14 protein-coding genes are annotated in these 26,412 nt (G+C 51.8%); 3 read left to right on the top strand and 11 right to left on the bottom strand.

The features are described 5' to 3' along the window. Positions 1–31: 31 nt before the first annotated feature. Positions 32–1,135 carry a tyrosine-type recombinase/integrase gene (locus NO878_RS07295; RefSeq protein ID WP_379824203.1) on the bottom strand — a complete coding sequence of 368 codons (1,104 nt, stop codon included), beginning with the start codon at positions 1,133–1,135 and terminating at the stop codon, positions 32–34. Positions 1,136–1,249: 114 nt separating this feature from the next. Next, the gene (locus tag NO878_RS17275) at positions 1,250–2,155 is read right to left on the bottom strand and encodes a transcription initiation factor IIB (protein WP_379824114.1); all 906 of its coding nucleotides are present in this window, start codon (positions 2,153–2,155) and stop codon (positions 1,250–1,252) included. Between the two features lie 845 nt (positions 2,156–3,000). On the opposite strand from NO878_RS17275, the gene NO878_RS07300 reads away from it, so the two are divergent. Next, positions 3,001–4,107 (top strand): DUF8098 family protein, encoded by a 1,107-nt coding sequence (locus NO878_RS07300; protein WP_256405298.1) that lies wholly within the window; start codon positions 3,001–3,003, stop codon positions 4,105–4,107. Between the two features lie 4 nt (positions 4,108–4,111). Further along, positions 4,112–4,843 (top strand): DUF8169 family protein, encoded by a 732-nt coding sequence (locus NO878_RS07305; protein WP_256405299.1) that lies wholly within the window; start codon positions 4,112–4,114, stop codon positions 4,841–4,843. Here NO878_RS07305 and NO878_RS07310 read toward each other — a convergent pair. Both NO878_RS07310 and NO878_RS07315 read right to left on the bottom strand, forming a co-directional pair. Beyond that, positions 4,840–5,142: a phospholipase D-like domain-containing protein gene (locus NO878_RS07310; protein WP_256405300.1), complete on the bottom strand. Its 303-nt coding sequence runs from the start codon at positions 5,140–5,142 to the stop codon at positions 4,840–4,842. The two genes, NO878_RS07305 and NO878_RS07310, sit on opposite strands and share 4 nt — an antisense overlap. A gap of 130 nt (positions 5,143–5,272) precedes the next feature. Further along, positions 5,273–9,346: a DEAD/DEAH box helicase gene (locus NO878_RS07315; RefSeq protein WP_256405301.1), complete on the bottom strand. Its 4,074-nt coding sequence runs from the start codon at positions 9,344–9,346 to the stop codon at positions 5,273–5,275. A 295-nt stretch (positions 9,347–9,641) separates the two neighbouring features. On the opposite strand from NO878_RS07315, the gene NO878_RS07320 reads away from it, so the two are divergent. Beyond that, positions 9,642–10,598 carry a hypothetical protein gene (locus NO878_RS07320; RefSeq protein WP_256405302.1) on the top strand — a complete coding sequence of 319 codons (957 nt, stop codon included), beginning with the start codon at positions 9,642–9,644 and terminating at the stop codon, positions 10,596–10,598. Positions 10,599–10,772: 174 nt separating this feature from the next. On the opposite strand, the gene NO878_RS07325 is transcribed toward NO878_RS07320, so the two are convergent. The 7 genes from NO878_RS07325 to NO878_RS07355 all read right to left on the bottom strand — a co-directional run bounded on the left by NO878_RS07325 (position 10,773) and on the right by NO878_RS07355 (position 26,106). Then, positions 10,773–11,909, bottom strand: coding sequence for a hypothetical protein (locus tag NO878_RS07325; RefSeq protein WP_256405303.1), 1,137 nt, complete (start codon positions 11,907–11,909; stop codon positions 10,773–10,775). Between the two features lie 949 nt (positions 11,910–12,858). After that, complete coding sequence (locus tag NO878_RS07330) at positions 12,859–13,539, bottom strand: hypothetical protein (protein WP_256405304.1); 681 nt, start codon at positions 13,537–13,539, stop codon at positions 12,859–12,861. After that, positions 13,529–16,393 carry a P-loop NTPase family protein gene (locus tag NO878_RS07335; protein WP_256405305.1) on the bottom strand — a complete coding sequence of 955 codons (2,865 nt, stop codon included), beginning with the start codon at positions 16,391–16,393 and terminating at the stop codon, positions 13,529–13,531. Before NO878_RS07335 ends, NO878_RS07330 begins: the two co-directional genes overlap by 11 nt. A 1-nt stretch (position 16,394) precedes the next feature. Next, positions 16,395–17,231 carry a hypothetical protein gene (locus NO878_RS07340; protein WP_256405306.1) on the bottom strand — a complete coding sequence of 279 codons (837 nt, stop codon included), beginning with the start codon at positions 17,229–17,231 and terminating at the stop codon, positions 16,395–16,397. Continuing rightward, on the bottom strand, positions 17,228–18,160 hold the full coding sequence (locus NO878_RS07345; RefSeq protein WP_256405307.1) for a hypothetical protein: 933 nt from the start codon (positions 18,158–18,160) through the stop codon (positions 17,228–17,230). The genes NO878_RS07340 and NO878_RS07345 overlap by 4 nt, the downstream gene beginning before the upstream one ends. Next, positions 18,160–22,800, bottom strand: coding sequence for a DEAD/DEAH box helicase (locus NO878_RS07350; protein WP_256405308.1), 4,641 nt, complete (start codon positions 22,798–22,800; stop codon positions 18,160–18,162). The genes NO878_RS07345 and NO878_RS07350 overlap by 1 nt, the downstream gene beginning before the upstream one ends. Positions 22,801–22,947: 147 nt before the next feature. Then, positions 22,948–26,106 carry a homing endonuclease associated repeat-containing protein gene (locus tag NO878_RS07355; RefSeq protein ID WP_256405309.1) on the bottom strand — a complete coding sequence of 1,053 codons (3,159 nt, stop codon included), beginning with the start codon at positions 26,104–26,106 and terminating at the stop codon, positions 22,948–22,950. Positions 26,107–26,412: the final 306 nt, after the last annotated feature.

The following is a 26,412-nucleotide window of genomic DNA, read 5'->3' on the forward strand; positions in this document are numbered from 1 at the left end:
TCACCTAATAATTGATTACGACTCTTCCGTTCTACCCCATTCTATCGAGAGCATTTCGTCGATCTTCGACCGGTGCTTGGTCGTATTTCATAGTCGTCTCTACCGATTTGTGCCGCAGCTGTGCTTGAGTTGCTGCGAGGTCCTCCTCTCGAGTCATGTACGTTCCCAAAGAATGACGAATCGAATACCAACTCATTTGGCGCGTTTCCGTCTCGATGCCAGCAAGTTCACACAGCTGAGTGAGAATATATTTGAGTGACTGAGAGCTGAAGGTATTTTGTTCACGAGTAAGCCAGAGGGCGTTCGTATCATCATACTTTGAGTATGCTTCCCGCTCTTCCAGCCATCGTTCAAGAAAGAGCGAAGTTTGTTCTGTGAGCCCGACTACCCAATTATCCTGAGATTTTGAACTCTCTTGCTTCGGTATCCGGAGGAGACAGTTTTCGGGTTCGACCCACGACGTGGAAGCTCGTGATACTTCTACTGGCCGCAGACCGGCATCGAGCGATGTCCACACCAGTGATGGTATCTTCCATCCATTTGCTCTATCCCAATCTTCTGGTGTTATCTCACTCTTCGGTTTCTCGAATCGTTGGGCGAGATACCTTTTCCATCGGTCGCGTTCTAGCGGTGTCTGGTTTGCGTAGGACGGTACGGATCCATACTCTAGTGCAGCATCCCGAATCTTCTCGCGCTCTCGCTCCGTCAGGTAATCGCGTGGGTGATTGCTGCTATCCTCGCTAAATTTGAGTGATGGCTCCCATTGAGAGGTCCCACTTTCGTGATGTCGCCATTTGAATAGCATTTGGATAGCCTTCTGACAATTCGATTTGTGCGTGCTACTGTAATCTGTCTGTGCGAGATATCGGAGCCATTCATCTCCGTGTTCTGGCTGTACATTTGCAGTGTACCCATCCTCTTGTTCCCAGACCCAGCGATAGAACTGATCCATGCGATATGATCGCGGTTGAACCGTCCCAAAGGCGTACCCCTCACCCTTTGCAGGATTTTTTCCAAATGTGAGTAACCACTGGAGACAGTCTTTCCGTTCGCTTTTGTAATTTAGCAACTGTCTGGGATTCAGGTGTGCTTTGGCTGGCTCTGTGACAATCGGTAGATCAGACACATCTGGCATTGTGAGATTCTCTACCGCACGGATACACATAGACAATCGGTGATTGATGCCCAACACCCGTCGATCTTTTGAGGAAGGAATCAAAGTCTCCTATCCGGAGACATTGAAATCTGACTACTTGGACACCTCCTTCTTGAAATACTGATACTGTCGGGAGATTGTGACTGTGCTTACGCCGGCCACTTCGGCGACTGTCTCCTGCGTGAGCGGCTCGTTGTACTCTTCTGCTGCAGCGTACACTGCCGCCGCAGCTACACCAGATGGGCTTTGACCGATATGTGTACCGTCCCCCGTTGCTTTCTCCAGCAGTTCACGACTGCGGCGCTGAATGCGAAACGGTACTCCGATGGCAGTGGCAATTTTCGGAAGGAACTCTTGAGGCTCGGGTGGTCGTAATCCAATTCCAAGTTCCTTGAGGAGTGTTCGATAGTCACTCGAGATTCGCTGTTCGGTAACCGGCGATGCGGTGGCGACATCCGAGAGTGTAACTGGCTGACTGTATCGACGCGTAGCAGTGTAGACGCAAGCACCTGCGATGCTTTCCTGGGACCTGCCTTTCAGCAAACCCTCCTGCGATGCTCGGCGATAGAGGTAGGCAGCATGCTCCTCGGTAGGATCAGAGAGTTCACAGCCAGTACACAGGGCGCGAACTTCTCGGAGCCCCGTCTTGAGTGCCCTCGTCGAGTATTCTAAGCGGTTGTTGTGATGTTCCAGTACCCCAGTACGGTCGTTCGAGTTTCCCCAGAGCGTTGTACCGACCGATTCGTGGTTGACTGAAGTAGCGGGACCCATTCGCCGCTGCTCACGCGGTTTCCATCCCGGCTCACTGCGTTCGATAGGATGTTGTGAAAGAACGAGACCGCACTCTTGGCAGTACCGCGTGCCCTCTTCACTGGAACCGATGGTGGTCGAATCACATTCGGGGCATGTGGTATTCGTACTGACCGTGGCAGATACCGACGGTTCGGGGGATGATTGGTTAGCGGTAGCGACGGCTGTGGCCTGTGGTGTGTACTCCATGGGCGAAGAATGTCTGAGTGTCGTCCGGAGCTACCACTCGACAGGAGGCAGTATCGGCTCACAGAATCAAGCATAGCGAAGCGAGCCAGCGTGAGGCATTGCTGATACGCTACGCTGAGGCTACTGCGAACCAGCTTGCCGCGAGCGGACTTCGGACGGTAGTTGAACGGCGGTACCAACAGGCCTTGCTGCTTCGACGTTCCTATTGTGGGATCGATTGCATATAGATGTGGCGACGGTTTGAGTGGAGGCACTGCAGCCTCCCTTCCCCCCTAAACCGGGTTTTCCTTCCCGGCATTCGTGGAGTGACAGCATAGTATATAAATTGCAAATCGAATTCCTGATTCTATCTGTCTGAAGCTGCTCTCCTTTGAGTTCATCACCACGTAGCCGCCGCTGTCGCATTCCTCCGTTTTCCGTGTATTTACCGGTGATACTGTCGGGACTAAACACCGTTCCAATCCCTTGATTTCAGCTCGAAAAATAGCGAGACGACCGAAATACTAACTGATTACTCATCTATCTTTCTGCCTCCCTTGTCGTGGCCAAGAGCGGATAACAATTTATGTGGGTTAGACTCACTTTCCGACTGATCGGCTCAATGTCTGTGTCCTCAAATACTCCCTTTCCGGAGTGGTTCACAAAATTAGCTGGAGTCATGGTTCATGATCCGACAAAGTGGCGTCTCCGTTGAGCTATCGAAAGAAGTGTACTCGATAAAAACAACCCGTCGTCGAGACTCGCTTCAATCGGTTGTAGCAATCGTGCTGAAAGACGGCCGCTTCAAAGAGCGAACTCCGAGATTTGCGACCGAAGAGATTTACTGACAAACATGCGTTCGTAAAATGAACGAAGCTCCCGAAGTGAGCGACGACACTCAGATGGTAGAAATAACTGACACGGAGTCCGACCTCGTCACGCAATTGCTTGCCGGAATAGACGAGGCTATTACCAGCGTCGCCGAGATTGATCCCACTTACGCGAATAAGACAAAGGTACAGAAATTACTCTATCTCGCAATCGACGAGTTCGACATCCCCATTACGTACAGTTGGTACCTTGCCGGTGCGGTCGTTCCAGATCGTTCTATCTCTCCTTCGTCACTCGATGTCTATACCGACCAACCGACCTCGCCATCCGAGCCGAGTATTGCAGGATCGGCAGACGAATCGGTAGGAGAGGAGTCGTCCGAAACCAGCCCAATCGAGCCGATCATGTTCCGTGACGAAACGAACGAGTCCGATCCGGACCCACCCGCTGACGACCTAGAGAGTTATGTTTCCAAGGGCGAACTCGTCGCGTTCTATCGTGACGTCCTTCCGGAGGTATGGCACCAAGAGACGATGCGCTTCTTGCAGAACTTCTACCAAGAGGAGGCTCCTGAAGAGTATCGTCTTCTCTATATCGAAAGCACGCACCTCCGGACTCATCTTGCGGAGCTTATCGACACGGTTGAAATCTACCTTGACGATGGGGACCCTACCCGCGAGATTGATTCCTTGAGAGAGTCGATTGAACTGAGTATATCAGACCTCCACCACTACATACGCGCTGACGACCAGCTTCGCGAAACGTTCGAGGTTGTCGTTCTGGGGACGGACTTGATCGAGGATACGCTACTCAAACTCGAGCGACTGCAGCCGGATGACTTCACCGATGAACATCTCTCACTATTACGCGACCTCCAAGATTTCTTCTACTATTACGTGTGGAAGCACCCCTGTCTGCGGATTTCGTACCAGACGGCAACCGGACCGCAGGCAGACGAACTGCGCACCGAACGGCTCGCCGAATTCGAATCTTTCAAAGAGCGGGTTATCGAACGACGTGACGAACTCAGAGCGGAGCTAGCTTCTGCTGGTCTTCGTCCGGCTCCCGGTGACTACGCATCACCAGAAGATCAGGAGCTAACTGAGACGCTAAGGGATTTATCTTCGCAGTATCTGGAGTAATTGTATGGCGGAGAGTCCCGACGATGAGTCTACTGAAACTGTATCTCTGGACAATGTCTTCGTTGACACCAGCATTCTCCTCAACTACGTCCAACAGGGACTTGAGCCCGATCACACGTCAGAGTTGATCGAAGGCAATCACATTGACCTCGTCGTTGGTGTCACGGTTGCGGACGAATTCGATGATGTGGGTGACCGGCGTGCAGATATTTATCCTGACTTTCTCGACTTTCTTCTCGTCGAGGAGGGCAAACTTACCGACTATTCACCTGAAGAACGCCGACCGTACTTCCAAGAGAACGACTACCGACACCTACGAAACATTCAGATGCAACTCTCACAGCTCGATGACCGAGCCGAGATTCAGCGACAAGTACGATACTTTATTCGAGCCATCCAGAGACGTATCGAATACATCCGCGAAGAGATCATTCCTAGTGCGAAGTTCGATCTACAGCCAGGAATGACGCTCCTATTCGCTCTCGGAGACGTGATTCCAAACGATAGTGATCGGAACGTCGTCGGTGACGCAGCACTATGGTCTGCCGAGGTTTCCGACAGTTCGGGTGTTTTCGCCACTATGGATAGGAAGGATCTGCTCAACTTGGCAGGAGACATCAATTCGGCACTCCACGAGACAAAAGGGAAGGAATGGGAGCTCACGTTCCTCGTTCCGAGCGATCTCACCTCTCCAACTGACGACGTAGACTCCCCTGTCGCCGGTTCGTTCGATTAATCAGGTGACTGCTGAACCAAATCCAAACCGAGTTTTTTCTCTACGTACTCCTCGGCGGATCCGTACTCGTTCTCGAGTATTTCACATAATTCATGGTTGAGCGTCAAACCGCCGCGTGTAATGTTTGCCGAGCCCATATAGACGAACGCGTCACAGACAACAGCTTTTGCATGGAGATCTGAGATTTCCTGTATGACGACGTGTTCCGGAAGCCGCTCACTAATATAATCGTTATGTGATTCCCCCTCACGTACGAGCAACTGGATGTCCTTGTCCACGAGTTCTTCCAGTGCTTCCAAGAGTGTTATTTCTCGATCGTCGAAGCGGTCATTGACTGGCAGACGTAACGTAACATCGCTCAACCACGGAGAGATGATGACCACCCTATCGCTGTGTAACAGCGAGAAACCGATGAAATACGCAAGACTCTCAGAAGTCAAGGAAAATGCTCGTACCATCAAATTCACCTGCCGGGAGGAGATTGCGTTCGAACATCTCGTCACTTGTATCGTCCGTCGGAACAGCCCGAGTGAGTTCTTCTCGTAGTGCCTCGAGGAGAACGTAACTCAACGAGTCGCTCTGTCCGGTCGCGGCGATGCACTCGCTTAGGTGTAGATTCTCTACACAGCCGTCGATATCAGGTGAAGAAAACACCGTGTCAGCCCGTTCAACCTCGGAAAGATCGTAGCCGAGGGCTGAGACAGTCTCCTCTGGGAAGTCCTCAGATCCAGATACCTGCTCCTGAGCGATTACGTGCTTTATCGAATAGGCGTCGTCGATATCGATCCCTTCGTCGGTCGAAAACTGATCCGCCTTGTCGATACTCGAAAGGACCTCTTGAACGACTCGTTCGACGACGGTGTCGAACGGTGTGTCCAACATGTCGGTGACCAAGCCCTCGATTTCGTCCTCATTCTCGGGCTGGCACGGAAGTTTCTCGACGAACTCTTCGCGAGCCCACAGCCGTTCGTTGATGACTTGGGGATTGTAGGCAATTCGATTGATGGCTTCGAGGACGGTTCCAGGATCACTGGACAGTTCGTCGTACACTAAATCAGTGATTCCCTGTCCGCCTTCCGTCCGCTCGAAAATGTACACTTCACCTACCTCACGGTTGAAGCCATAGAACAACATCGTCGTATTGACGGCGCTGACATCGGAGACGAGTTGAAGGAGAAAGTGAGCAGCTGTGTGATAGGCGACGTATTCATAGTCGACTTCGTCGAAGTCGTTGTATCGTGCTACGATGTCGCGGATATCATCGTGGCCAACGCGTTGTAGGTACGATTCCATATCGAATACGAGACCGCGAGTATCAATTTGGAAGCCAATCGTCTCCTCGGGACGGTCTATCTTGACCTCGAACGGATCGGTCCCATCGAAATTCACACTCCCACCCCAGTAACTGGCTGGGCGAATGTTGAGGGTCACACCCTCTAATGTGACTTCAGACGTGAGTTCTGCTAGTGCGATCGAACCAGTTGCAACCTCCTCATTACGTTCCGTAATTCGAGTCCGAACTTGGGGATCAGAATGAATTTTCCCCAGAGCGCTTTTTCCGTGCCGGAGACAGTTATCCAAGTCGGAGATAATCTGGTAGCACTCAGGACAGTACCGGACGATGTTGAGTGCTGCTTCCTCACTTAGATCGGTCATAGAGGACAACTCGATCGAATCGGGGACGAGAACGCCATCACGAACTTCCCCGCTGACGTGTTGTGAGAAATCGAAGACGACGCCGTTTTCGGTAACCTCTGTACGGGGGAGGAATGCATGCATTTCGTTCGTTTCTGATTGATACTCCGACCGGTACGGCGTGTAGGTACTGACGAGTTTGTCGATCGACTCGTCGGTGCTGTCGCGAGAGTCAGGGCGGAAAACGCTGAAGAACTGACCAGCATCCCCGTAGTAATTGGGCGGAACGTACCAGACGTCACCGAGACTCCGGTCGTCAATCTGGAGGTAGCGGTCGAAATAGTATGCCCCCCTGAGGAGATGCTTGATCGCGTACAAGCTAAGGAAAGGCGTACGATAATCGGCGTACTCTCGGAGTTCGTCCAGCGCCTCTTGGAGGTAGTAGACCCGCTTTTGAGTTCGATAATACGCTTCGATCCGATCGTCATCGCTCAGGCTGTTGAGGCGCGTGACCGCATCTTGAACCTCGTTCAGTCGGTCCGTCCGAACCTGCGGGATCGGCCGGTCAGAGAGTCGATTTACTTGACTCTGAAGTTTGATCAGATCGCCGCTCAGTCCAAACAGATCGCCGAGTAGTGCTTCGAAGTGCTGGACTTTCGTCTGAGAATCGCCGTCCGGAATCGCTGACGCCTTGCTTCGTAGTGCATCGAGCGTTGTCTCTAACTCTTCGATTTCGGTCGTATGTGTTTTCTCGTCAAGATGGTCAAGCTCGTTTCGGTACCCCGTGACTTGCCCAGAGAGAGCGTTAATGAGTTTCAACACTTGCTCTTGCACTTGATTGATGTAGGCATCGATAGCGCCGTTACCGCGGACGACGTTCCCGTCATCTAAGCCAAAGAACGACTCGATCTCCTCAAATTCCGAATGGAGATCATCGAGATATTTTGTGAGCGCATCCTCTGCTTCCTGTACGAGTTCGGCAGATAGGAGAGGCTCTGGCGCTACGTCAACACCAATCTCCTCCTCCAGAAATTCGGAAGGTGACAAAACAAGGTGCTCGTATCGATCGTATCCGAGTCGGTCACCAAGATATTCCTCAAGGAAAAGTTCGTGTGGGTTTTGCAGGCGAAGATTTCGATTGTTGACATCGCTCGCAATCTCATAGTAGTCGCGGAACCGTTCGTGAATCCACTCGACAACCTCGTTGTCGGTCTTGAGCGGCGTTCGGATATCTGAATCCAGGAACCGATCGGCACGGTAGAACATATTCGCATCACCTGTCAGGCTTGAAAGCATCACCGCGATGTGAGCATCCATGCCTTCCTTTCTTGCAGCCCGGCCAGCACGTTGCTTGAACGAAGAGAGATCCCACGGAGTACGGTACTGGGTGATCGTCTTGATCTCACCGACGTCAATCCCGACCTCCAAGAACGAGGTGGAAAGAAGTACATCGGTTCGCCCGACTTCTGCGGAGTCGAATCCCCGGTCGGAGTAGACGGGCATGAAATTCAGATGCTCGTCAAGGAAATTATGGTCCATCTCATCGGCCACGGCAGCCCAGTCTTCAACGTCATCGACACCCAAGTGATAACGCCAGAGTTCGCGACTGTGATCGGCGTCAACGAGTTGCGTGTATTTTTGGTTCACCTGTGAGATACTGTCGATGAAGGCAAGCATCTTCCCTCGCTCACCGGACGACTGTTCGAGAAGGCTATGACCGAAGAGTAAGTGCTGCTGGATCGACATCGACGAAGCACCCGGCCCGTCCGGTGAAGCCAGCATGAAGTAGTAGTGTTCGTGGTCGTTGTGTTCGTCGTCGAAATCGGACTCATGGGGCTTGATCGTACGAAGGTCGTCCCCAGACACTCCGAAGAGCTGTTTTCCGAATCGGTCGGTGCTGTCGACCGTTGCGCTGGAACCCAACCAGAGAATCGGTTGGTCGGTGATGTCGTTGACGTTTTGGATGATCTTCGCAGCGTGTGCACCCCGCATCTGCGTGTTCAGGTGCACTTCGTCGATCACAATCGTCTCGATGTCGTCAATGAGAGGATAGTGTGGTTTGAGTGCGAACCCTTCGAGCGACTCGAGCGTCGTGAGGAGGATGTCCGGCTGATTGTTGAAGACTAGATCCTTCCGGGACAGAAGCAACTCACGATCGGTGAAAGAGTGTTCCTCATCGTGCTCACAGCGTAGGGTGTAGCCTTTCGACGTTCCGTGATATTCGAATGCGTTCGGGTTCCCCTCTTCGCCGCACCAACAGTTAGCGAGTTTGAACCGAGGGCGACCACCGCTCGTCTGGAAGAATACTTGGTTCGTTTCGACTTCATTCATCTCATACGGCATATTACCGACGTAAATGCCGACCGACAGCTGGTCTCCAGACTGAGAGTTGATGTCGTAAACGTGCTTGAGGACGCGTCCGAGTTGGTCTTGGAGCAGTGCCCGACTCGGATAGACGAACGCCACGGAATCCTGTTTCCCCTCACGAAGTAACTGATATAGAGGACCTAGGAAGGCTTCCGTCTTCCCGAATCCAGTCGGGGCGGAGAAGATTGCAGCTTTCTTTTCGTCGGTTCGACGGCGCTCCTGATCGAGTTCTTTGATCGCTTTCCAGCTCTCGACTTGGAAATCGAGCGGGTCGAAGCCAAACAGGTCGATGATACTCTGGACGAATTCGTCTGATCCCGTGTATGGACTCGTTTGCCGTCGCTTCTGGCGTTCTCGGCGGTACTTCACTGCCTCCGTGACGAAAGGTGGATCGTCTTGCTCCGCATCGAAGATCCGGCGATTGTTAAGAATCGCTTCGATCAGTGGGCGAATATCGTCGTTCAGACGTGCGGGGTTTGTGTGGCGGTCTATAAACTGCATACGATGAGGGAAACGTACCCTGACGATTAGCTGGCCGCTCCTTCAACCTTTCTCACGGGTGAACAGTAAGAGCTGCTCTGTTGAATCCCAGACTGTTCGGGGACCATCTCAGTCAGACACATTCCAGATCCGAATAAGTGTAATAGTGCCTCGTAGAATATACTTGTAGGTGTCGCGTAGGACCTATAGTGTATTACCGACGGGAAATTACTTGGTCCTCAACTGGTCGATGAAGTGAAGCTTGTAGAAGTGACCCCTCCGATTATTAGCAACGACTCGGTAATGCAAGTTGATCGTGGTAGTTGAGCAGGAACACGAGGAGAGCTCCAAGGTGAATGAAGAAGATGATTCTATCTCCGCTATACTGTTTAACTTCTCTCGGGAAGATCAAATCCAGTTCGAACTCGCCACATCCGGAATCCTGTCGGCCGCCACTCTCGCCACAGCCCCGCCTGGGATCAAGGGCCATATCATCCGAGTAGCAGCTCTCATTCTCGCTGCAATAGCCGTATTCCACTGGAGTGTGAACAGCTCCCGATTCTCGGATGAGGAGTTCTACTTCGAATACACATATCGTGTTGTCGAATTTTTGGGAGTCATCGTTGCCTTCCACATCCTCCATATATCTGTGTCTCTCGTACTCCTCACGCTACCCATCCCTATGGGGATTGCTACTGCTCATTTGGTCGGAGCGATCGTCCTCTCCCTTATTAGCATCATCTTCATTGAGCTCATCTATCACGCCTACATCCTCTTCTGGGGAACTGCTATGTATATCTACGCGGCTTCAGCTGCTGAAAGCGTGGAAAATCCGACTACCCCTCTTGACGCCATTGTAAACTACTTTTTATATCAATTTAGCAGTCAACTCTCATATCTTCTCTTAAGAGACGAGATCCCCGATGGAGATTCTAAGGAACTTCAAGACCTGCGCGAATTCGTGTCCGGGATAGAAGAGACATTAGACGGCGAAGAAGAACCTAGTCTCCTCCGGCTATTCGTCTTAGCAGCAGCTATCGTTATCCCCGTATTCGCTGTCATAGCCTACTTACTCTCTGCCTCCGTAATCAGAGTGCCATACCTCAATGTTGTGTTCATTCTATTCGCCACACGAATCATAAAGCACGTCATTGAGGTGCCAGCTCTAATATTTGGCACGGTTATGTTTCCTACTTATCTCCAAACCAATCTCAGAACCATTCTAACCATCGCGGTCTATACTGCCAGTGTCTACTGGATCTTTTTCATCTGAATCTCAACGGACTCTACACGACTGGAAACCGTTCTCTTAGGCACCTCATTCGACTCATTAAAGTCTTCAAAATGCAAGGAGCGGGTCGGTCACGAGTGGAACAGACTAACGAGCTAATCGGACGGTCGATATAGAAAACGTAGTGGTCTATACAGAGAGATTACGGTACAGATGTCATAATAGTAGTTCAGATTCTAAAGCCAGAAGAGCACGATCAAGGTGCTCCCACCCCTCAGCATAGCCATCTTCGAAGGGTTCGCCGAGATTACTACCCCAATGGCCGGGATGTGGCGCGAAAAGAACGTATTCCCCGGATTGGCGCTGCCAAACCGTTCCGAAATTATTCGTCGTAGCTCGGTCATTACTCGCATGTTCATGGACATATACAGGTTCAGCAGAACTGATTAACCCCTTTTGCGCGTGTTTTCCAAATCCGATGATGAGCTTAGGTGCAAGGTAGTCGAGTTCTCCCTTTTGTAGTAGGCCTTTTTCCGCAGTCAGCCCACCAAATAGAAGTTGTTCATGAAGGTGCTCTGAAGTTGAACAAACAGGAATATTACTGCTCTCTGGAGTCCCAAATTTATACCGATTCGTAATATAAAAGTCGCTGTATAAACCCCATTCTGGGTCAGGCTTACAGCCAGATAACCCCTCAGAGTCAGCCTTAATTTCCATCTCTCCAATATTCACGTGCAACGATTCCAGAGGATGTGGTTCGGTACAACCCTCTATTAACTCAAGGTACTGATTTCCAACATTACTTGGATTGTAAAAATAGTCCTTCCAATCTGATACAGGCGCATTCATTTTTGTGGCAGAATCAGTACCAATCGGATCCCATTGATTTTGCTCAGATACTTTGTTAACGACATCAGAAATGTTTAGCGAGTCAAAAATGGTTCCAAGAGCTATGAAGAGTCGCTCTGTCGGACCCTTCCCGGTGAAATATGAATTATAATGTTCGGACGAGATTCGTGCTAATTGCTCAATATTAGTGGATTCTGTCAGAGCATACCTGCAATGCTCCAACGTCGGGAACCGATCGCTTCGCTCCTTGGTTTGGTTGGGCTTTGGTTCCCCAACATCGAGACGAGGATTATCAAGAACCAACGCAATTGGTTGGTTAGCGTATGGATAGTATCGAGTAAAACTGTGGAGTGAGTCAGGATGGTCAAGACACCATTCTGGGACGTCCTCCTTTCCAGTTGCATATTTGAAATAATCCTCTGTAGTTATATCGGTCCCGAGATTATCACGGATCCGTCGCCACATCTCCAAGCGGAACTGATTGAAGCGCTTCTTACCAACCATAGTACTTCAGTGTCAAAGTATGTTAAAAACGTTCGCCCTCTGAGACATCTTTGGAGGAATTAATTATTGGGCGAGCTCTAATGCCCTTCTCGCCGACAACTATAACATATGCATCTACCGAAATAGGAACGGATACCCACACTACAGGCCGTGTTGTATACAGCCTCTGTATTGACCGATTCACTTCCCAAATTTCCGGACACACATTGAGACGCACCCTGTATATAGCATCGACTGAACGACCTATCCCAAATCTGCCAGAATCGGCATGCTGAACACAGTGTGAGTTCGGAATCGTATTGCGTTTCTCTCACATTGAACTCGCTAGACTGTCCTCTCACAGAACTTGCGAACGTAGAGAAATATCCGACATCTCATACTAATTCTATAATCCAACACATTGAATATTGTAGGGTTCTAAGTTTTATTTACTGGGTAAGCAGGGTAGGTGGTCAATGTAGGCCAATGCGGCCGGAGAACCGGTTCAAATCCGGACAATGGCAGGCTAGAGGGGAATCAAACGGCCGAAACAAAACCTATATTGACCAAATTATGACAGGAATAGTTGCAATCAACGTTGACAGCATCGCTTCCTCAGTAATCCCAATCGGAGACCTAGTCGTACTAGGTTTGGCGGTGGGCGTACTCGCGTTCGTCGTCATCAAAGCACTTGCCTTCGACGCCTGCCTCATTCATAGTCTATCATCAGAACAACTGTAATTCAGAAAATTTCAGTTAGTCTTGACTACCTAGAACTCTACTTTTGATTACGATCCAGAAGCCTCTCTCCAAAGGTTGATTTAGCGGGCGTATAATGCGTAATTTCGACCGAATCAGGGAAGAGAAACATACGTATCCAAATCTAGCCCAAGTATTTGTGACAGTAGAATTAGTTGCCCTACTATTTTGATTTAGCACCGGAAATGCCAATAGTGGTTGTGTGATTGTCCTACGAAAGTGTGAGTTCGATATAGTCTTCGATATCGGATTCGGCAAGCAGTTGGCGTTGATTCTCCGAGAGATCGGAATACGAGAGTCGCTCGTCATCGATCATACGGTAGATGAGCCCCCGAATCTCTTCCGGATACGATCCGAATAACTCCTCTTTCAGATCCTCAAACGCAGTTCGCATCTCTTCACCATACTCTCGGGCATTCTCCTTCAGTTCGGCAAGCTCGTTATTCCCGTCAAGGTAGACGTGTTCTTTCCATCGCCAGTCATCGAGAAGTCCCTCAAGAGCCTGTAGACGCATCCCACTGACACGGTCAACGCGGTCGTTCAGACGCCGCATCGCAGTAACGGTCGAATTATGCTTCAACCGGAGTTCCTGAATACGGTTCTCCACCGTCTGTTCGGCTGCATCGACATCATCTCTGAGGTTGGAAAGACGTTCTTCGACTGTATCGTAATCGTTCTGCTTAAGCAAGCGAAGAACCTCTTGAACGCGCTCTTTGGCGGTCGTATCTATCTCGATTTCCTCCTGAAAGAACGCCTTCGCAAGCGTCCGCTGGAGAATAGTCTCTTCCATCACCTCCGCAATTTCGTCGAGTTCGTCGGACAGGTATCGTCGACGATGCTCTTCTTGAACCTTCTTTAGCCGATCCTGAAGCGGTTCTGACTCAGTCGACATAGTACTCACCCACACTCAGGAAGTGTTCAGCGAAGTCACCGCTCGATCCTCCACCGACGATTGTAATATCGTTGTAGCGCTGATACGCGTCGGTCGCCGTGAGTTTCATACTGATGAGTATGGCTTGGATTTGTTCATCGTTCGATCTGTGAATGAGCCGGGATGCTGTCTCCGCTGCTTCGACAGCGTCGTCGATTGCCGTTTGATCCAACGCTACGAATTTGCTCACGGATTCGATCATCTCCGAATCGGCACTGTCGTAGGTATTCAGGGTATCGACGATATCCTCAATATTCGATAGAGAGACTGACGAGAGTTCATCCGTGAAGACGGTGATCGTATCCGACCGATACTCGTCTCCGAGGTTATCGAGGGCGGCTTGTACGTCGTAGGCTTGGTCAGCCATGTCCCGAATTTTGTTGTCGGTATCGAACCGAACCCGTGGGGAAATTTGCTGGATGTATTGCCGACCCAGCCCTGACAGCACTTCGTAGGGTGGATTTTTGTGGAGACGCTCTCGAATCCTTGCAAGATCCAGCGTATTGGCATTCGCGCCAAAGAGCGCACCGACCATCTCCTCGAAGTACTCTCCGTATTCGAGGAAATCACGAACGTGTGAGAACTGATCGCCCAGTTCCTCTTTGAGATCCGTTCTGATCCCCGAATCAAGAGTATACGAGCCACTCTGAGAGAAGCGTCGACTCAGAGTTTGTGCGCTCAACTCCTCGAATGGAGAGTCGAGCATAACGATGCGCGCATATCCTGCCAGAACGAAATCCGCGAAGTCGTAGTTAGCCGACTGTTTGAACAAGCGCTGTCGGGAGTGGAGTTCATTCTCCTTGATTTTCTTTCGCCAGTGCTTGGCGTACCCCGTGAGCTGTGTTCCAAGACTCCGGAACAATCCCTCGAAATCTGCATTCGATTTGTCTTCTTCCCGATAGATGCCAAACTTCAAGAGATTCTTCAAATCTGAAAGTCGGAATTCTTCAGGATCGAGGACGATTTGATCTCCCTCTGGGGCTCGCTGAAGGGATTCGAAGACGAATGGATCTTTCTGGCTACTTAGATTATATCTGAGAGTTATATCGCCGAACAACTGGTATCCGTTCGTCAGACGCTCGATCGCATCTCTGAGGCCAGAACGGATGTATCGACTAATCTCCGAGAAATCTGCAGGGTTCTTCTGCCAAGGCTGTACGTTCGGACGATGTTCATCGATCAACCGCTCCGCTTTCGATTTCGGTTTGGGTTGTGGTTCAGGCTCTGGTTCAGGCTCCGGATCCGGTTCAGGCCCGGTTGAAGCAATTTCTGTCGGAATGATCGTATACCCCGAAGCTTGGTCCACGTGGTTGATACTCGAAACCAACTCTACGAAGCCGAACGCTTCGATGAAACGTGTGTCTACCTTGATTCCGTCTGTCGTTTGCTTACCATACCATCGAGCCAATTTCGCGAGCGATTCGGCTTGTTCATAAATTTCGGTCGCCGGGTCGACCGAGTTTCGTAACGTCGATAGCCGATCCGCATCGGATGGAGAATCCACGTATCCGTCATAGTAGTCACGAAGGATGTCGAAAACTGCCATCACGTATTCACGTGGGGACTGCTCATCCTCACGGAGGCCGGCGTAGACACGACGGAGAAACGCTTCGTTGAACGGGAAGAGATCGCGGAACGACTCATCACAGAATTCACACTCTCCACAGATAGAGTTCTCTGGCGCTGGCTCAAGCGCTAACTCAAGACCCTCGCCACTTCGGTCGTACGAGACACTTCCGTCGAAGGATTTGAAGTAGCCAAGATACGGGCGGATGAAGTCAACTGCTGACTCCTCGTCGAGAAACAGAACACTATTGGAATTCTGTCGGTTCGTGCGGTAGAATTCGAAGCGATCCTCGGCAGTTTGGGTGTGAAGAACTCCCGTCGAATCTCGCGTACCTGCGACAACGAAGTCCCAGTTATCGCTTGCCTTGTCGCGCTCCATGTAGTTACGCAACCGCTCTCCCTCCATCGCTGTAATTGCGAAATCCTCAAAGATAATTACCGGGCGTGTATCCGTGAATTTCTGACCGACACGCTCTAGAACGTCATCGAGGGACGCGGTCTGGTAGCGTTCGCGGATCACTCTCCACAGCTCTGCGTTGAACGCGGAGACCGCTTCTTCGTCGGGGATATCGTCTTCAATGATCTGGAGGAATTCGTTCCGTTGGTACGCTTGCTCCGTCACGAACTTGATCTCTTTCGCGTACTCCCCTTTTTCAACGAGAAGAGAAAGCTGATCCTTAACGAACTCGCGAATTTTTTCCTCTTTATCCTGAACTTCAACGGAGTATCCTCGAGCAGTCAGGTTTAGGATTGCACCGGACGTTGCGTTGTTCGCGACGACACTTCCGTTCTGTTCGAGATCGTCTCTGAGTTGCTGGAAATTTGAAGCTCCGGGAAGTGACTCGTCGAAGTGATCCTCGTAGAACTCCGGAATTCGTTCGGAAAGCAGCGTCATCAGATCATCGTCTTTGTCGACGTGGAGGATCGGTCGACCGTCGTCTCTCAGTCGGTGAGCTAAATAGGCACAGAGTTCGGATTTCCCGGTCCCGACTTCACCTTCTATGACGACGGTGAAATTCCCAGGTCGCTCGTCGGAAAATTCACGATATACCTCTTCTTCGCCGACGATTTCCTCTTCGGATTGGGTTCCCTGCGGAGAGCGGAATACTTTGATCGGCCGATGAGTGAATTCGAAGAGTTCGCGGTTATCGGACCGGACTGCTGCGACCTTCGAGAACAGCTGTCTGAGTGTCTTTTCGTCGACATTCTGGAAGTGCGGACAGTAGAGGTCTGGTTGTTCCGTACTCATATCAGATCAGGGTGATCGTGTTCGCTTGGCTATCAATTCCGTCGTACGGTGGCACGCCTCCGAGTCCAACGGCCCCGGCGTCACCGTACTCGACGACCTCGATTTCGCCGTCGCGGACGAGTTCGAACAGAATTCTGGCGAGTCCTTCGGGGATGTTCCCGTCAGATGTCGATTCGACGTACAGGAGGTGCTCTCGGAGCCATCGGAGATACTCTTCTACTTCGATTCCTGGGCCACCATCGACGTCGATACCGCGGTCGTGGGTAGCCAATTCTAGTGAGGTTCGCACCAACTCCGGATCTGGATAGACGGTGTGTTCGCGTCCTCGAACCTTGTGTACCAACCCGAGGAAGTGAACGAGCCGTGTCCAGTTCGCGAACTTGTTGTCGTTGTGTTCGATGCGCCCCTGTTGAGACTGCGGTAGATACCCGAGTTCGTTGAACCATTCGTCGATATCGGTGTAGAGCCTCTCTTCGTTGTTTTCGAAGAACTGGATGTCGTTTCGCAGTAGGTAGCTGTAGTTCAGTAGTACGACGGCTTGTTTCCCCCACGATCCAGGTTGACATTCCTGTGCGAGACCGTGAAGTGCCGTGAGTTTGAAATTCAGCTCGTCGTTGCCGACGTCCCACTGGAATGGCTTCGTGTAGTACTCTCCCTCTTCCTTGCCAATCATCCGGAGAAGACGTAGTCCGCCGAGAGCGGCGTCTAATCCAGAGTCGATGCCGGTATCCGTCTTGATCGCGTCCTTCGTACAGTTCCCATCGTCGACGGAACGATAGATCGGGAGGAGGGGTCCCGGAGTCTGAACTGTGTTGAGAATGTAACCTTCACTACTCATAGGAACTCCTCTTCCAACCAGGAACGGTATCGCTTATGAATTGAGGACTCATCGGGGTTGATACTTTTCGCCTCTTGCCGCGCTTCATGAACTTTGGGACTCCGGGGAACGTACGAGGGATCGAACGTTTTCCCCTCTTCCCCGACAGCCCTATTGAGCGACTGCGCGATATCGCGAGCTGTTTTGCGATCCCACTCGACACGTCTCCGTAGCCAGCGTTCCAAGCCCTCCACATCATCTTCGCTCAGGGGGACGGTTCCAAATTCATCTTCGCGTCCGAATATCTGGCCGAATACACTATAGAGGGGCAGATACGGCGCGTCCGGGAGTACGTCGAATAACTCCTCGGTCGTCTCGATTGATTGGCCGGTCACGAATGCGTAGATATTCGCGTTGTCGTGGAGGAAGATGTTCATCGTATCCAAGAGCGGGAATCCCCAACCAGCGTTCTCGTATATCGACTCGAATCCGTTGTACAGGCGTTGGTAGGAACCGACAGCCTCGACGAACTGTTCTTGATATAGCGGGCGTTGTCCTCCCCGAGGAGTGAATCGCTTGGAATCAGTAACGATGAGAAGCGTTTCCGGAACGGACGAGTACCGGCTAACTAGGTGATCGACCGAGTATTGTGTCTCCGACTCGTAATACTCGTTAGAGATGACGACAAGATCGTCATCGAACGCTTCCTCTTCGATTTGGCCGAGAACCTTGTATTCGTACTCGAGGTAGTCGTACTGCTGTGAATACGACTGGAACTGTCCACCCGTATTGAGGGTGCGCCAAGACGTCGGATAGGTGAACGTCTCGAAGCCAAGATAGTGAATGGCCGGAAGCGACCTGAGGAGCCACCAGTACGTCTCGTCGACATCGTCGTGAATAACTGCGACGTCGGCGTTGCGTAGCCGTTTGAAGGTCGCCGGTTCGTCCATCAGTGGGACTCAGCTCCGATAATCTCTCCAAGTGTCCGGTTGTCTAGGAGGTCGTTTTCGAGATAGTACGCGGGCGTTCGCGAAAGTAGGAGGCACTCGTCACAGTAGTCGTCACATCGGTCACAGGCCGCAATCTCGGCGACACGAGATTCGATATCGTCTATAGCGTTCCAGACTTGCCAGGCGATTCCGTTACCTCCCTGCCGACTGTCGACAATACGGACAACCACCTCTGTTTCCTCCTTATTCGCCTTCACACGGAAGTCGGAGCGATCACACTGCGCCACGACAGCAATCGCCTTATCCAGCGCCTGCTCCAAGCTGACCAGCGCCTGTGGCCACGAGGCCGTCTCGTGGGTCAATCGATCGAAGCGGTTTCGAACATCGTCAAAATCGAACCGGAGAGTGATTCCCTGAGTGTGATACTGTTGTCCCACAGGAGCGTACTCCTCGGTATCCGCATCTTCCAGCCGCTCCTGCCACGAACGTCCGCTGTCCTCGGTCGTGGAATCTTGTTCGATTAGTGCTTCGGAGCGTAGAACTTCTTTGTCGGGACTGGCCGAATGGCGACGTTCGAAGGCGAAGATGAAGTCGGTTATCTCGAGTTCGCCGTAGCTCGCATCGCAACTGAGACCGAATACGGAGCGTGAGGACGTGTTCTGGGGTCTTGCTGAATTCTCGGACGTAATTGACGTCGCCATAAGTCCGTGGGTGTTGTACATCCGCTGCCCCCCTTTCGCAGGCTTACACTCAACTGAACTCACACCGTGAACGTTCGTCTCTTCGAGACTTTCGTCACAGTGGGGGCACTGCGCGGCGTCATGAGAGTAGCTTTCGAATGGGCGGTCGCAGTCTTCGTTGACACAGACCATGACCGTCGCCAGCGGTGTCGACGATCCGTGGACATCGTCGACGATGTAGTCCGTCCCGTGGAGGGTGATGACGGAACCAAGGTCGTTTTCCGGGCCAGGATACATATCGTAGAGTCGGCCGGATGCTTCGAATTCGATACCCTCACTGTGCCCCTGAAATTTCACGGGGAATTGCTGTCCGAAACTTCGATAGTTCGCCAGATAGCCGAGTCGAGAGAGCCACTGGTCGAGTCGGTTGTTGTTCTCGGTGAACGCCTTGTTCGTCTCCGCAGATCCCGACAGGGCGGTGATGCGAGAGAATGTCTTTTCGACGCGGTTCGACACCGACAGTGGCCCATCTTCCACGAACGCTTGCTCGAACGCGTCCACACCGGGCTGACCGAAGACAGACTCGATGTGGCGCTCCAAGGCATCGCGACGCTCGTCGAGGAGGAAATCGACGAGAATTCCCAAATTTTCCTCCACTCCGTTCACGAACGCCCCGAGGTTCTGATTGATTTCGGTGAGTTGGTACATCCGCTCGAATATATTTGATGGGTGGGGATTTCGAGCCAGATATGCAAAGGTTTCCGTAACGACGTGGCCGGTGAGGATTTCGTCGAATTCGTACGGATCAGGAACTCGAACTGGTTCGAACTCGTTGAGGAACGTTTCGAGATTTCCGTAATAATGGCCGTCAACGGGATGCTCTCCTCGAATCGCGGTTAGCACCAGCGAGGAACTTCCACGTGTTCGTCCGGTTCGACCACTACGCTGGACGTAATTCGTTAGTGTCGGCGGAATACCCACTTGTGAGACAGTATCCAGCGTACCGATGTCGACACCGAGTTCCATCGTCGGAGTTGAACTAACAATGTTCACGTCGGGGTCGTCCTTACGGAATCCTTCTTCAATAGCACCACGAAGGGTGTGGGGAATATTCCCTTTATGAATTCCCACGGAAATGAACTCGGGAGAGTTCCCATTCCTGATCGGAGTCGTAATATCGTGGGCCCAGTGGTCGATCGCATAAGGCCATCCAGAGTCAGCTTGTGCGTATCCCGGATCAACGGCGAGTGATCCGTCGTCTTCTCTCGTGAATCGACGATGGGTTTCGAGTGGATGTCCACAGTTGGGACACGTATCGATCGCATCGTCTTCAGGAACAGGATAGGAACGGTAACAATCCGTACAGAAGGCTGTCCGTTCAAGCAACGTCAGATTGGAATCGTCTCGACGAAGTACACGTGTGAGGATGCCACTTTCTGCATCCGATTCGGAGTCGACAGCGTCGGCATATTCGTCACGGACGCGTTCGAGGTAGTCGAACGTTGCTTGTTTCTTTTCGTCGCTGATCGACGCGTTCGCTACCGTCTGTCTGACCTCCTCCCAAGACTGCTCGACGACGATCGATTGATTCAGTAGCCGTTGCAAAACTTTCGGTACGACTGACCCGACATCACCGCGGTCATATCCGGATCGCTTCGCAACACGGTTGATGATTTTCGGGAGCGACAGCCCCTCGATACTGATATTGTTTTTACTGAATCCAACGCCCGGATCCGTTGCAAACAGCTTGTACGTCTCGTGTGCGATGACGATCTCTCTGGGGTCGTCGAACTCCGAAACCGGAGCGGCCGTGACGAGGGCACTGTCAAGGAGACCGGTGGCGTTGTGTAGCATCGCGTGGCCCTCAATATCGTCAAGGAGCGTTCGAAGGAAGTTGTAGGCCGTGCCGTCTTCGTCGATTTCGTTCTGAATCAGTGGCTCCCAGTACTCCTCTCGAAGACGATCCGCCACAGTTCGGAACAGTTCGTAATTGTCACGCGAGCCACCGCTGTCGATCAGCTCTTCGATGTAGAGTGTCTGGGCCATCAGGCCGTACTCTGTTCCGATGATCCGGTCACCAACCGACTCTGCGGCGCTATGTGAATCCGAGAAGACGAGCGTCTTCTTCGATGGAGAAGTACGGCATATCTCCGTTAGCATGTACGACAGCAAACTCGAAGTGGGTACCCCGATGTCAGAGAGGTTAGGCCACTGTTCACAACCGGGACAGGAGTCGACGGACTCAGCGTGATCGAACGGGCGGAATGTGTCCTCATCACCACTGACCTTCACTTCCACGTAGGGGTAGTGACACCGCTTGCAAAACTGGAGTTCGAGGTTCTCCGTGTTACAGGAAATACACCGTTTATCTCGGGTGACTTCACTGCACGCCTCGCACAGATACGCTCTGTGTGGCGGCTTGAGGAAGACGTGATATTTCTCCGTGATCATCCCAGCAAGTCGACCGAAAGCCATCACCGTACCCAGAACTCCTTCTGGATTTTCGACACCCGTCTCGGAGAGTTGTGTGAGAAGTTCGTCGTAGTGCTTGAATCCGACTTCCCCTGTCGTTCCTTCGTTGAACCACTGCGCGAATTCGGCAACCTCAGGAACCGAGTCGACGACGAAGTCGAACCACTCGCTGTATAGTCCACCGGCATCTAGGATTGCTTCGGAGAGCCGGTCATGGCCTCGGGGTGATTCGGCTACCGCACGCGGTGATTCGAACTCGCCTTCCGAAATGAGCGTCTGCGTTTCACTTCGGATGGGTGCTCGAATCCACTCAGCGTCAACCGAGAGCACTATCTCTCCACTTGATTCCACTTCGACGAGCCCAACCTCGCTTGCTGTTTCGAATGCGTCTTCCAGTTCTTGCTCTCTCAGATCCGAAACCGTGACCCCACCCACTCGTGCGAGCGCGATAACAGCCGCAAGGCCAGTTACATCCGTAGCTGTGAATCGGTTAAACCGAGGACGCCCGTTAACCGGAAATTCGCGGGGTGTGAATCCGATTGAATTGATGTCGGATTCCGGCGTACCGGTGAGTTTGTGAGCGAGTTCGGTCGGATTATCGACCGTTGCCGAAACCATCGAAATCTGTGGATCGCGATCACCGTAAAACTCCTTGAGTCGTTCGGAGAGAAGACGAATTGACGCTCCAGAAATGCCGCTCCAGACGTGCGCTTCGTCGAAAACGATGTGCTCGACGGGATGTTGTGCTGGATTTTCGCCAAGGATTTCGCGAGTCTCCGAATTGTTACTCACGAACATGTGGTCCAAAGCTTCGGGGTTCGTGAGGAGGATATCAGCACCGTTCCGAATGGCGTCCCGCGTTACTCTGATCCACGAATACCGATTATCGTCGGTACCGACTGTCATATCCCCGAGTATGCGTAGCTTCTCGCCTTCCTCTCGTGGACACTCAAGGCCCCGAATATAGGAACCCTCCTCGATCTCGTGCTCTCTGGTACCGATACGAGTCGGTGTGTCGGAGTCCCAGATTCCGATTGTGATTCGGTCTTCGGGTTCTCGATACCGATTAATTCGGTCAAGATACGAAATGAACCGGTTGAGTTGATCGACACCGAGCGTTTTCATCGGATACACAATAAGTGACTTCAGACCCGACTCTTCGGTAGAGAGACAATGATTCAAAATCGGGAAAAAGAACGCCTCTGTCTTCCCTGTCGCCGTTGGGACGGCGAGGATGTTGTCATCCGAATCGGCTGAAATGGCCTCAATTGTCTGTGCCTGATGCTCGTATAATGATCCAGTTTCGTTTCCGTCGAATAGTTCGTCAACGATCGCCTCGACTAGTTCGTCGCGGTACCCGAGATCAGCCAGAAAGTCGGCAGCAGGTTGCTCGTAGAACTTCGGTGCATCGACAAATTCGACGTACGGCCCCTTCTGCTCCACGATTTCGTTCTGGACGAACGAGGTAGCGGCTTCGTCATCGACCACATGGTTAAGCCGCGTCATCTGTCGATTCCACCAAGTAATCTCCGACGCTCTGTCGACCGCAGCTTCGAGGGTTCGTTGTGGGGAGTGCATCAGTAGTTCAGGTGCGATGTTCGTTGACTGTCAGCCAGCTCATTTATAGTACGTGGGCTATTCGCCGACATCGAGTTTGATACGCATGGCGATTTGGTCGCTGATACCGTCAAGAGACGTTAGTTGATCCACGGACGCGCTCCGAAGGTCGTCCCGCGACTCGAAGCCCTCCTGTTGCAAGGTAGTGGAAATCTGCTCCGTGACTCCACCTACGTCAAGCAAGTCGTCCGATGGTGGATTCGTCGTTGATTCTTGGTCATCCTCTTCATCGTCCCCGTTATCCTCGCTTTCATCTTCCTGATCGTCACCCGCTGCCGGTGGCTCTAACGGAAGACGTTCTAACATACCGATTGCCCGTTCCAGTTCATCTTCAGTTTCGACGATCACGGGAAAGGTGGCGTTCGTCTTCGCATCGACAGGGAGATAGAAAGTGTCGAGATCGGCTATAAGGAACCGACCGAGAAACGTCTGGAGGGTTGGGATAGGAGGGCAAGTGGAGATGCAGCTGAACTCCGTCACACGATCTCCATTGCCGAATTCTTGGCGGTACTCGCGCATCGAAAACGGGTTTCGGTCTTTTTGCTGAGCACCGTAGTTGTCTACCTCAATCGATTCACCGGACCATCTCTTTTCGATAGCATCGAGCCACTTCTCCATCGGGTCCCTCTGCCGACTGGTCGTTTCATCAGAGGATTCGTCATGCATATTAATTACAGATTGACACAATGATCGGAGGTTCCGGAGAACCTCGTACCTCTCGGATAGCTCGTTCTGACCGATTGTCGGTGGTTCCGTTGTGGTACCTGGGTCTGATTTGGTGTCGTCTCCTGCAGAGTTAGCGGCAGCGAGCGCGTCATCCCAACTTTCGAAGAACTTGTATATTACTCCTGACGAATAGGGTGCAACAGACGCAAAATAAGACATGTTTGGCCGTCCATCGGCAGAATCCTTGGCCTGTTGGACGTAATCGATCACAGACTGTTTCAGATCAAGTCCTGCTTCTCTGAGGGCGTCATCGATGCTTCCGAATTCCCTCTGGTACTCGTATTGAGAGAATTCTCCGTGCTTGTCAATTTGTATCGTGAGAGGAACGAATCCACACTCCTCTCGTACTCTTCGGAGATCCTCAAGAAGCTCTTGGCGAGAAATCGTTTCGATGGATGCGGCGTCAATCGCGCTGTCCCACGAATCGAAAAATTGGTACACGTCCGAGGTGCTGTACGTTGAGTGCTTGTGGTAGTCACTCGTAGATGGACGCTTCCCTAATTCCTCTGAGACCCGCTCTAATTCGGCGAGGACGTCTTCGCGTGTCGGATCAGAAACGTCAGGTGAGGAACTATCCTCGGGAGTCTCGGAGTTTGTCCCAGATGTACCTGCATCCTGCTCAGTTCCCCTCTCACGTGTTGCTTCTTTTTTCACATCATCGAAGGCAATTGCTATCGCCTCCTCATACGTTCCAAATTCGTGTTCGAACGCCGATTCGGAGTAGTTAGAGAATTTTCGAACGTGTACTGGATCTGGAGCCTTTTCGAGACGGTTCCGGATTCTTTGGAGATCGCTGATGAGTTCCGAGCGACTGGGGGAAGGCGATTTCTTCTGTGTTTTTTCCGGTTCATTCTCGGGGAATGAGGAACGAGCCCCGTCTGAACGCTCTCGCTGGGTCTCTGATGATGAGTTGTCGGTCTGATATTGATAGTTTCGTCTCTGTGGTCTCTCCGAATCCGAGGCGGTTGAAATCTCTGCTTGATACTCTTTGAGACGAGCCGTCGAGCGTTCTAGCTCATTCGCGGCCGTCAACGCATTATCAATGGACGACTGAACATCGTCTAGCGTCTCTTGTGGAATATGCATTCCATTGTCTGCAAGAGATAGATACCGCTTTGCCTCGGCATAAGCGGTGGTGATCTGTTTGAGTTTGCTCAGCTTCCCGTTGACACGAGTGACTACATCCTCGACCTGTGATGTTCGAATACCTGGCTCGTCGGCGATGCATTGGAGCTCCTCTTTCGCCGTCTCTAACCGTGAGGTTGCGTCGGCGAGATCGTCCTCACCGGTATCGACATCGTTTATCGTCCAAGCTGCGTGTCGTGTCGTCTTGCGGGTGTTCTCGGAGAGTTGTTCCGAATCCCCGACAAAGACGGTTTCCGGTCCACTCTGTGGCTCATCTGCGCCGGAATCACTCGTATTCTCAGGCCTCGTCTCAGAGACGGTCCTCTTGGAACTCTCTGACTGACTATCGTCAGCATCGGCAGCTGAGGAAGAAAATTGGTCAGTCGACGTTTTTTCTTCCGGATCAGTGTCTCCCTGATCAAGTTCGCTCAGCGCTCTATCAAGGCGGTCGATAGCGTTCTCCACCTGTGATGCCCGAATTCCTGGTTCGTCAGCGATGCGTCGGAGTTCCTCTTTTGCAGTCTCTAACCGTGGGATTGCATCGGTGGGGGCGTCCTCACTGGTATCTACATCATCGATTGTCCAAGCCGCGTGTCGTGCTGTTTCACGGATGTCCTCAGCGAGTTGCTCCGAATCTCTGACGAAAACGGCCTCCGGTCCACTCTGTGGCTCGTCTCCGCTGGAATCATCCCCGCTCGCGGAACTCATTCTAGAGGCCGTCGCCTCCGTACTTTCCGATTGGCGGCCGTTGGTGTCGGGAGGAGGAGACAGTGGCTGCCCGGACCGCGTTTCCTCACTGGGGTCCGTCCCTTTGTCGTTCGTAACTGGGACGAATTGTTCCCGAACGTACTCAACGGCACCTCCAGGATCTGACGACTCCCGTTTCTTGACGCCGAATTCGTACTGTTTTGAGGAAGTTTCGAAAGTGATGGTTGTCGTTAAAAACCCGCTCTGTAGTTCTACACCGGAGATGTCATTGATATCAACTTCGAGAAACGTATCACCCTCATCATCACCAATGAGGAAGAAGATACGACGATTCGTAATTGCTACTAGAGCACGGTAGCTCCCGCTGGGGGATAGTCTATGAGATTGGTTCGATTCCTTCGACGTAATCGCGACTCCGTTCGACCGACTTACGAGAAGGAAATGAATCGTCTCGTGGTCGTCCAGCCTCTCGTAAACGGAACTGTCCGCGAGATAGGCCTTGGAGAATAGGCCCGACCTCTCGCCAGTAAACATCTGGAGGTCAATCGATCCTTTCGCTTGAGAGAGCAGGGTGTCCGGATCGGGCTTCTCATCTGGAGGGGTATTCGGGCTTTCCATCGGTAACTACGGAGCCCAACACATTCGATGTAACTCGTTCACTGTGCCTCTGTTTCCTCTACTGGCACGGCATATCATATAAGTTGAGCCTACCACGGGGCGAGAAGTGACATTTAGATGTCGAGAGAGGTCTTCCAAGATTGGTACGTGGATCGGACTTATTTCGAACCAACTCATCAATGTGTGATTCGTATTGGATATAGTGAGCAATCCGGAGAGATGCCTCCTGGTCGATTCCGAACCATTACTCTACTGTACATGGTACAATCTTGTCGGGTGATTGTCTCCTCATATCTGCTATTTTCC

This window comes from Haloplanus ruber, assembly GCF_024494725.1.
GTDB classification, from domain to species: Archaea; Halobacteriota; Halobacteria; order Halobacteriales; family Haloferacaceae; genus Haloplanus; species Haloplanus ruber.

Coding starts and splice junctions, on each gene's coding strand:
- NO878_RS17275 (WP_379824114.1), bottom strand. CDS start 2,155: ATGGAGTACACACCACAGGCCACAGCCGTCGCTACCGCTAACCAATCA.
- NO878_RS07300 (WP_256405298.1), top strand. CDS start 3,001: ATGAACGAAGCTCCCGAAGTGAGCGACGACACTCAGATGGTAGAAATA.
- NO878_RS07295 (WP_379824203.1), bottom strand. CDS start 1,135: ATGCCAGATGTGTCTGATCTACCGATTGTCACAGAGCCAGCCAAAGCA.
- NO878_RS07325 (WP_256405303.1), bottom strand. CDS start 11,909: ATGGTTGGTAAGAAGCGCTTCAATCAGTTCCGCTTGGAGATGTGGCGA.
- NO878_RS07345 (WP_256405307.1), bottom strand. CDS start 18,160: ATGGACGAACCGGCGACCTTCAAACGGCTACGCAACGCCGACGTCGCA.
- NO878_RS07315 (WP_256405301.1), bottom strand. CDS start 9,346: ATGCAGTTTATAGACCGCCACACAAACCCCGCACGTCTGAACGACGAT.
- NO878_RS07335 (WP_256405305.1), bottom strand. CDS start 16,393: ATGAGTACGGAACAACCAGACCTCTACTGTCCGCACTTCCAGAATGTC.
- NO878_RS07305 (WP_256405299.1), top strand. CDS start 4,112: ATGGCGGAGAGTCCCGACGATGAGTCTACTGAAACTGTATCTCTGGAC.
- NO878_RS07340 (WP_256405306.1), bottom strand. CDS start 17,231: ATGAGTAGTGAAGGTTACATTCTCAACACAGTTCAGACTCCGGGACCC.
- NO878_RS07330 (WP_256405304.1), bottom strand. CDS start 13,539: ATGTCGACTGAGTCAGAACCGCTTCAGGATCGGCTAAAGAAGGTTCAA.
- NO878_RS07355 (WP_256405309.1), bottom strand. CDS start 26,106: ATGGAAAGCCCGAATACCCCTCCAGATGAGAAGCCCGATCCGGACACC.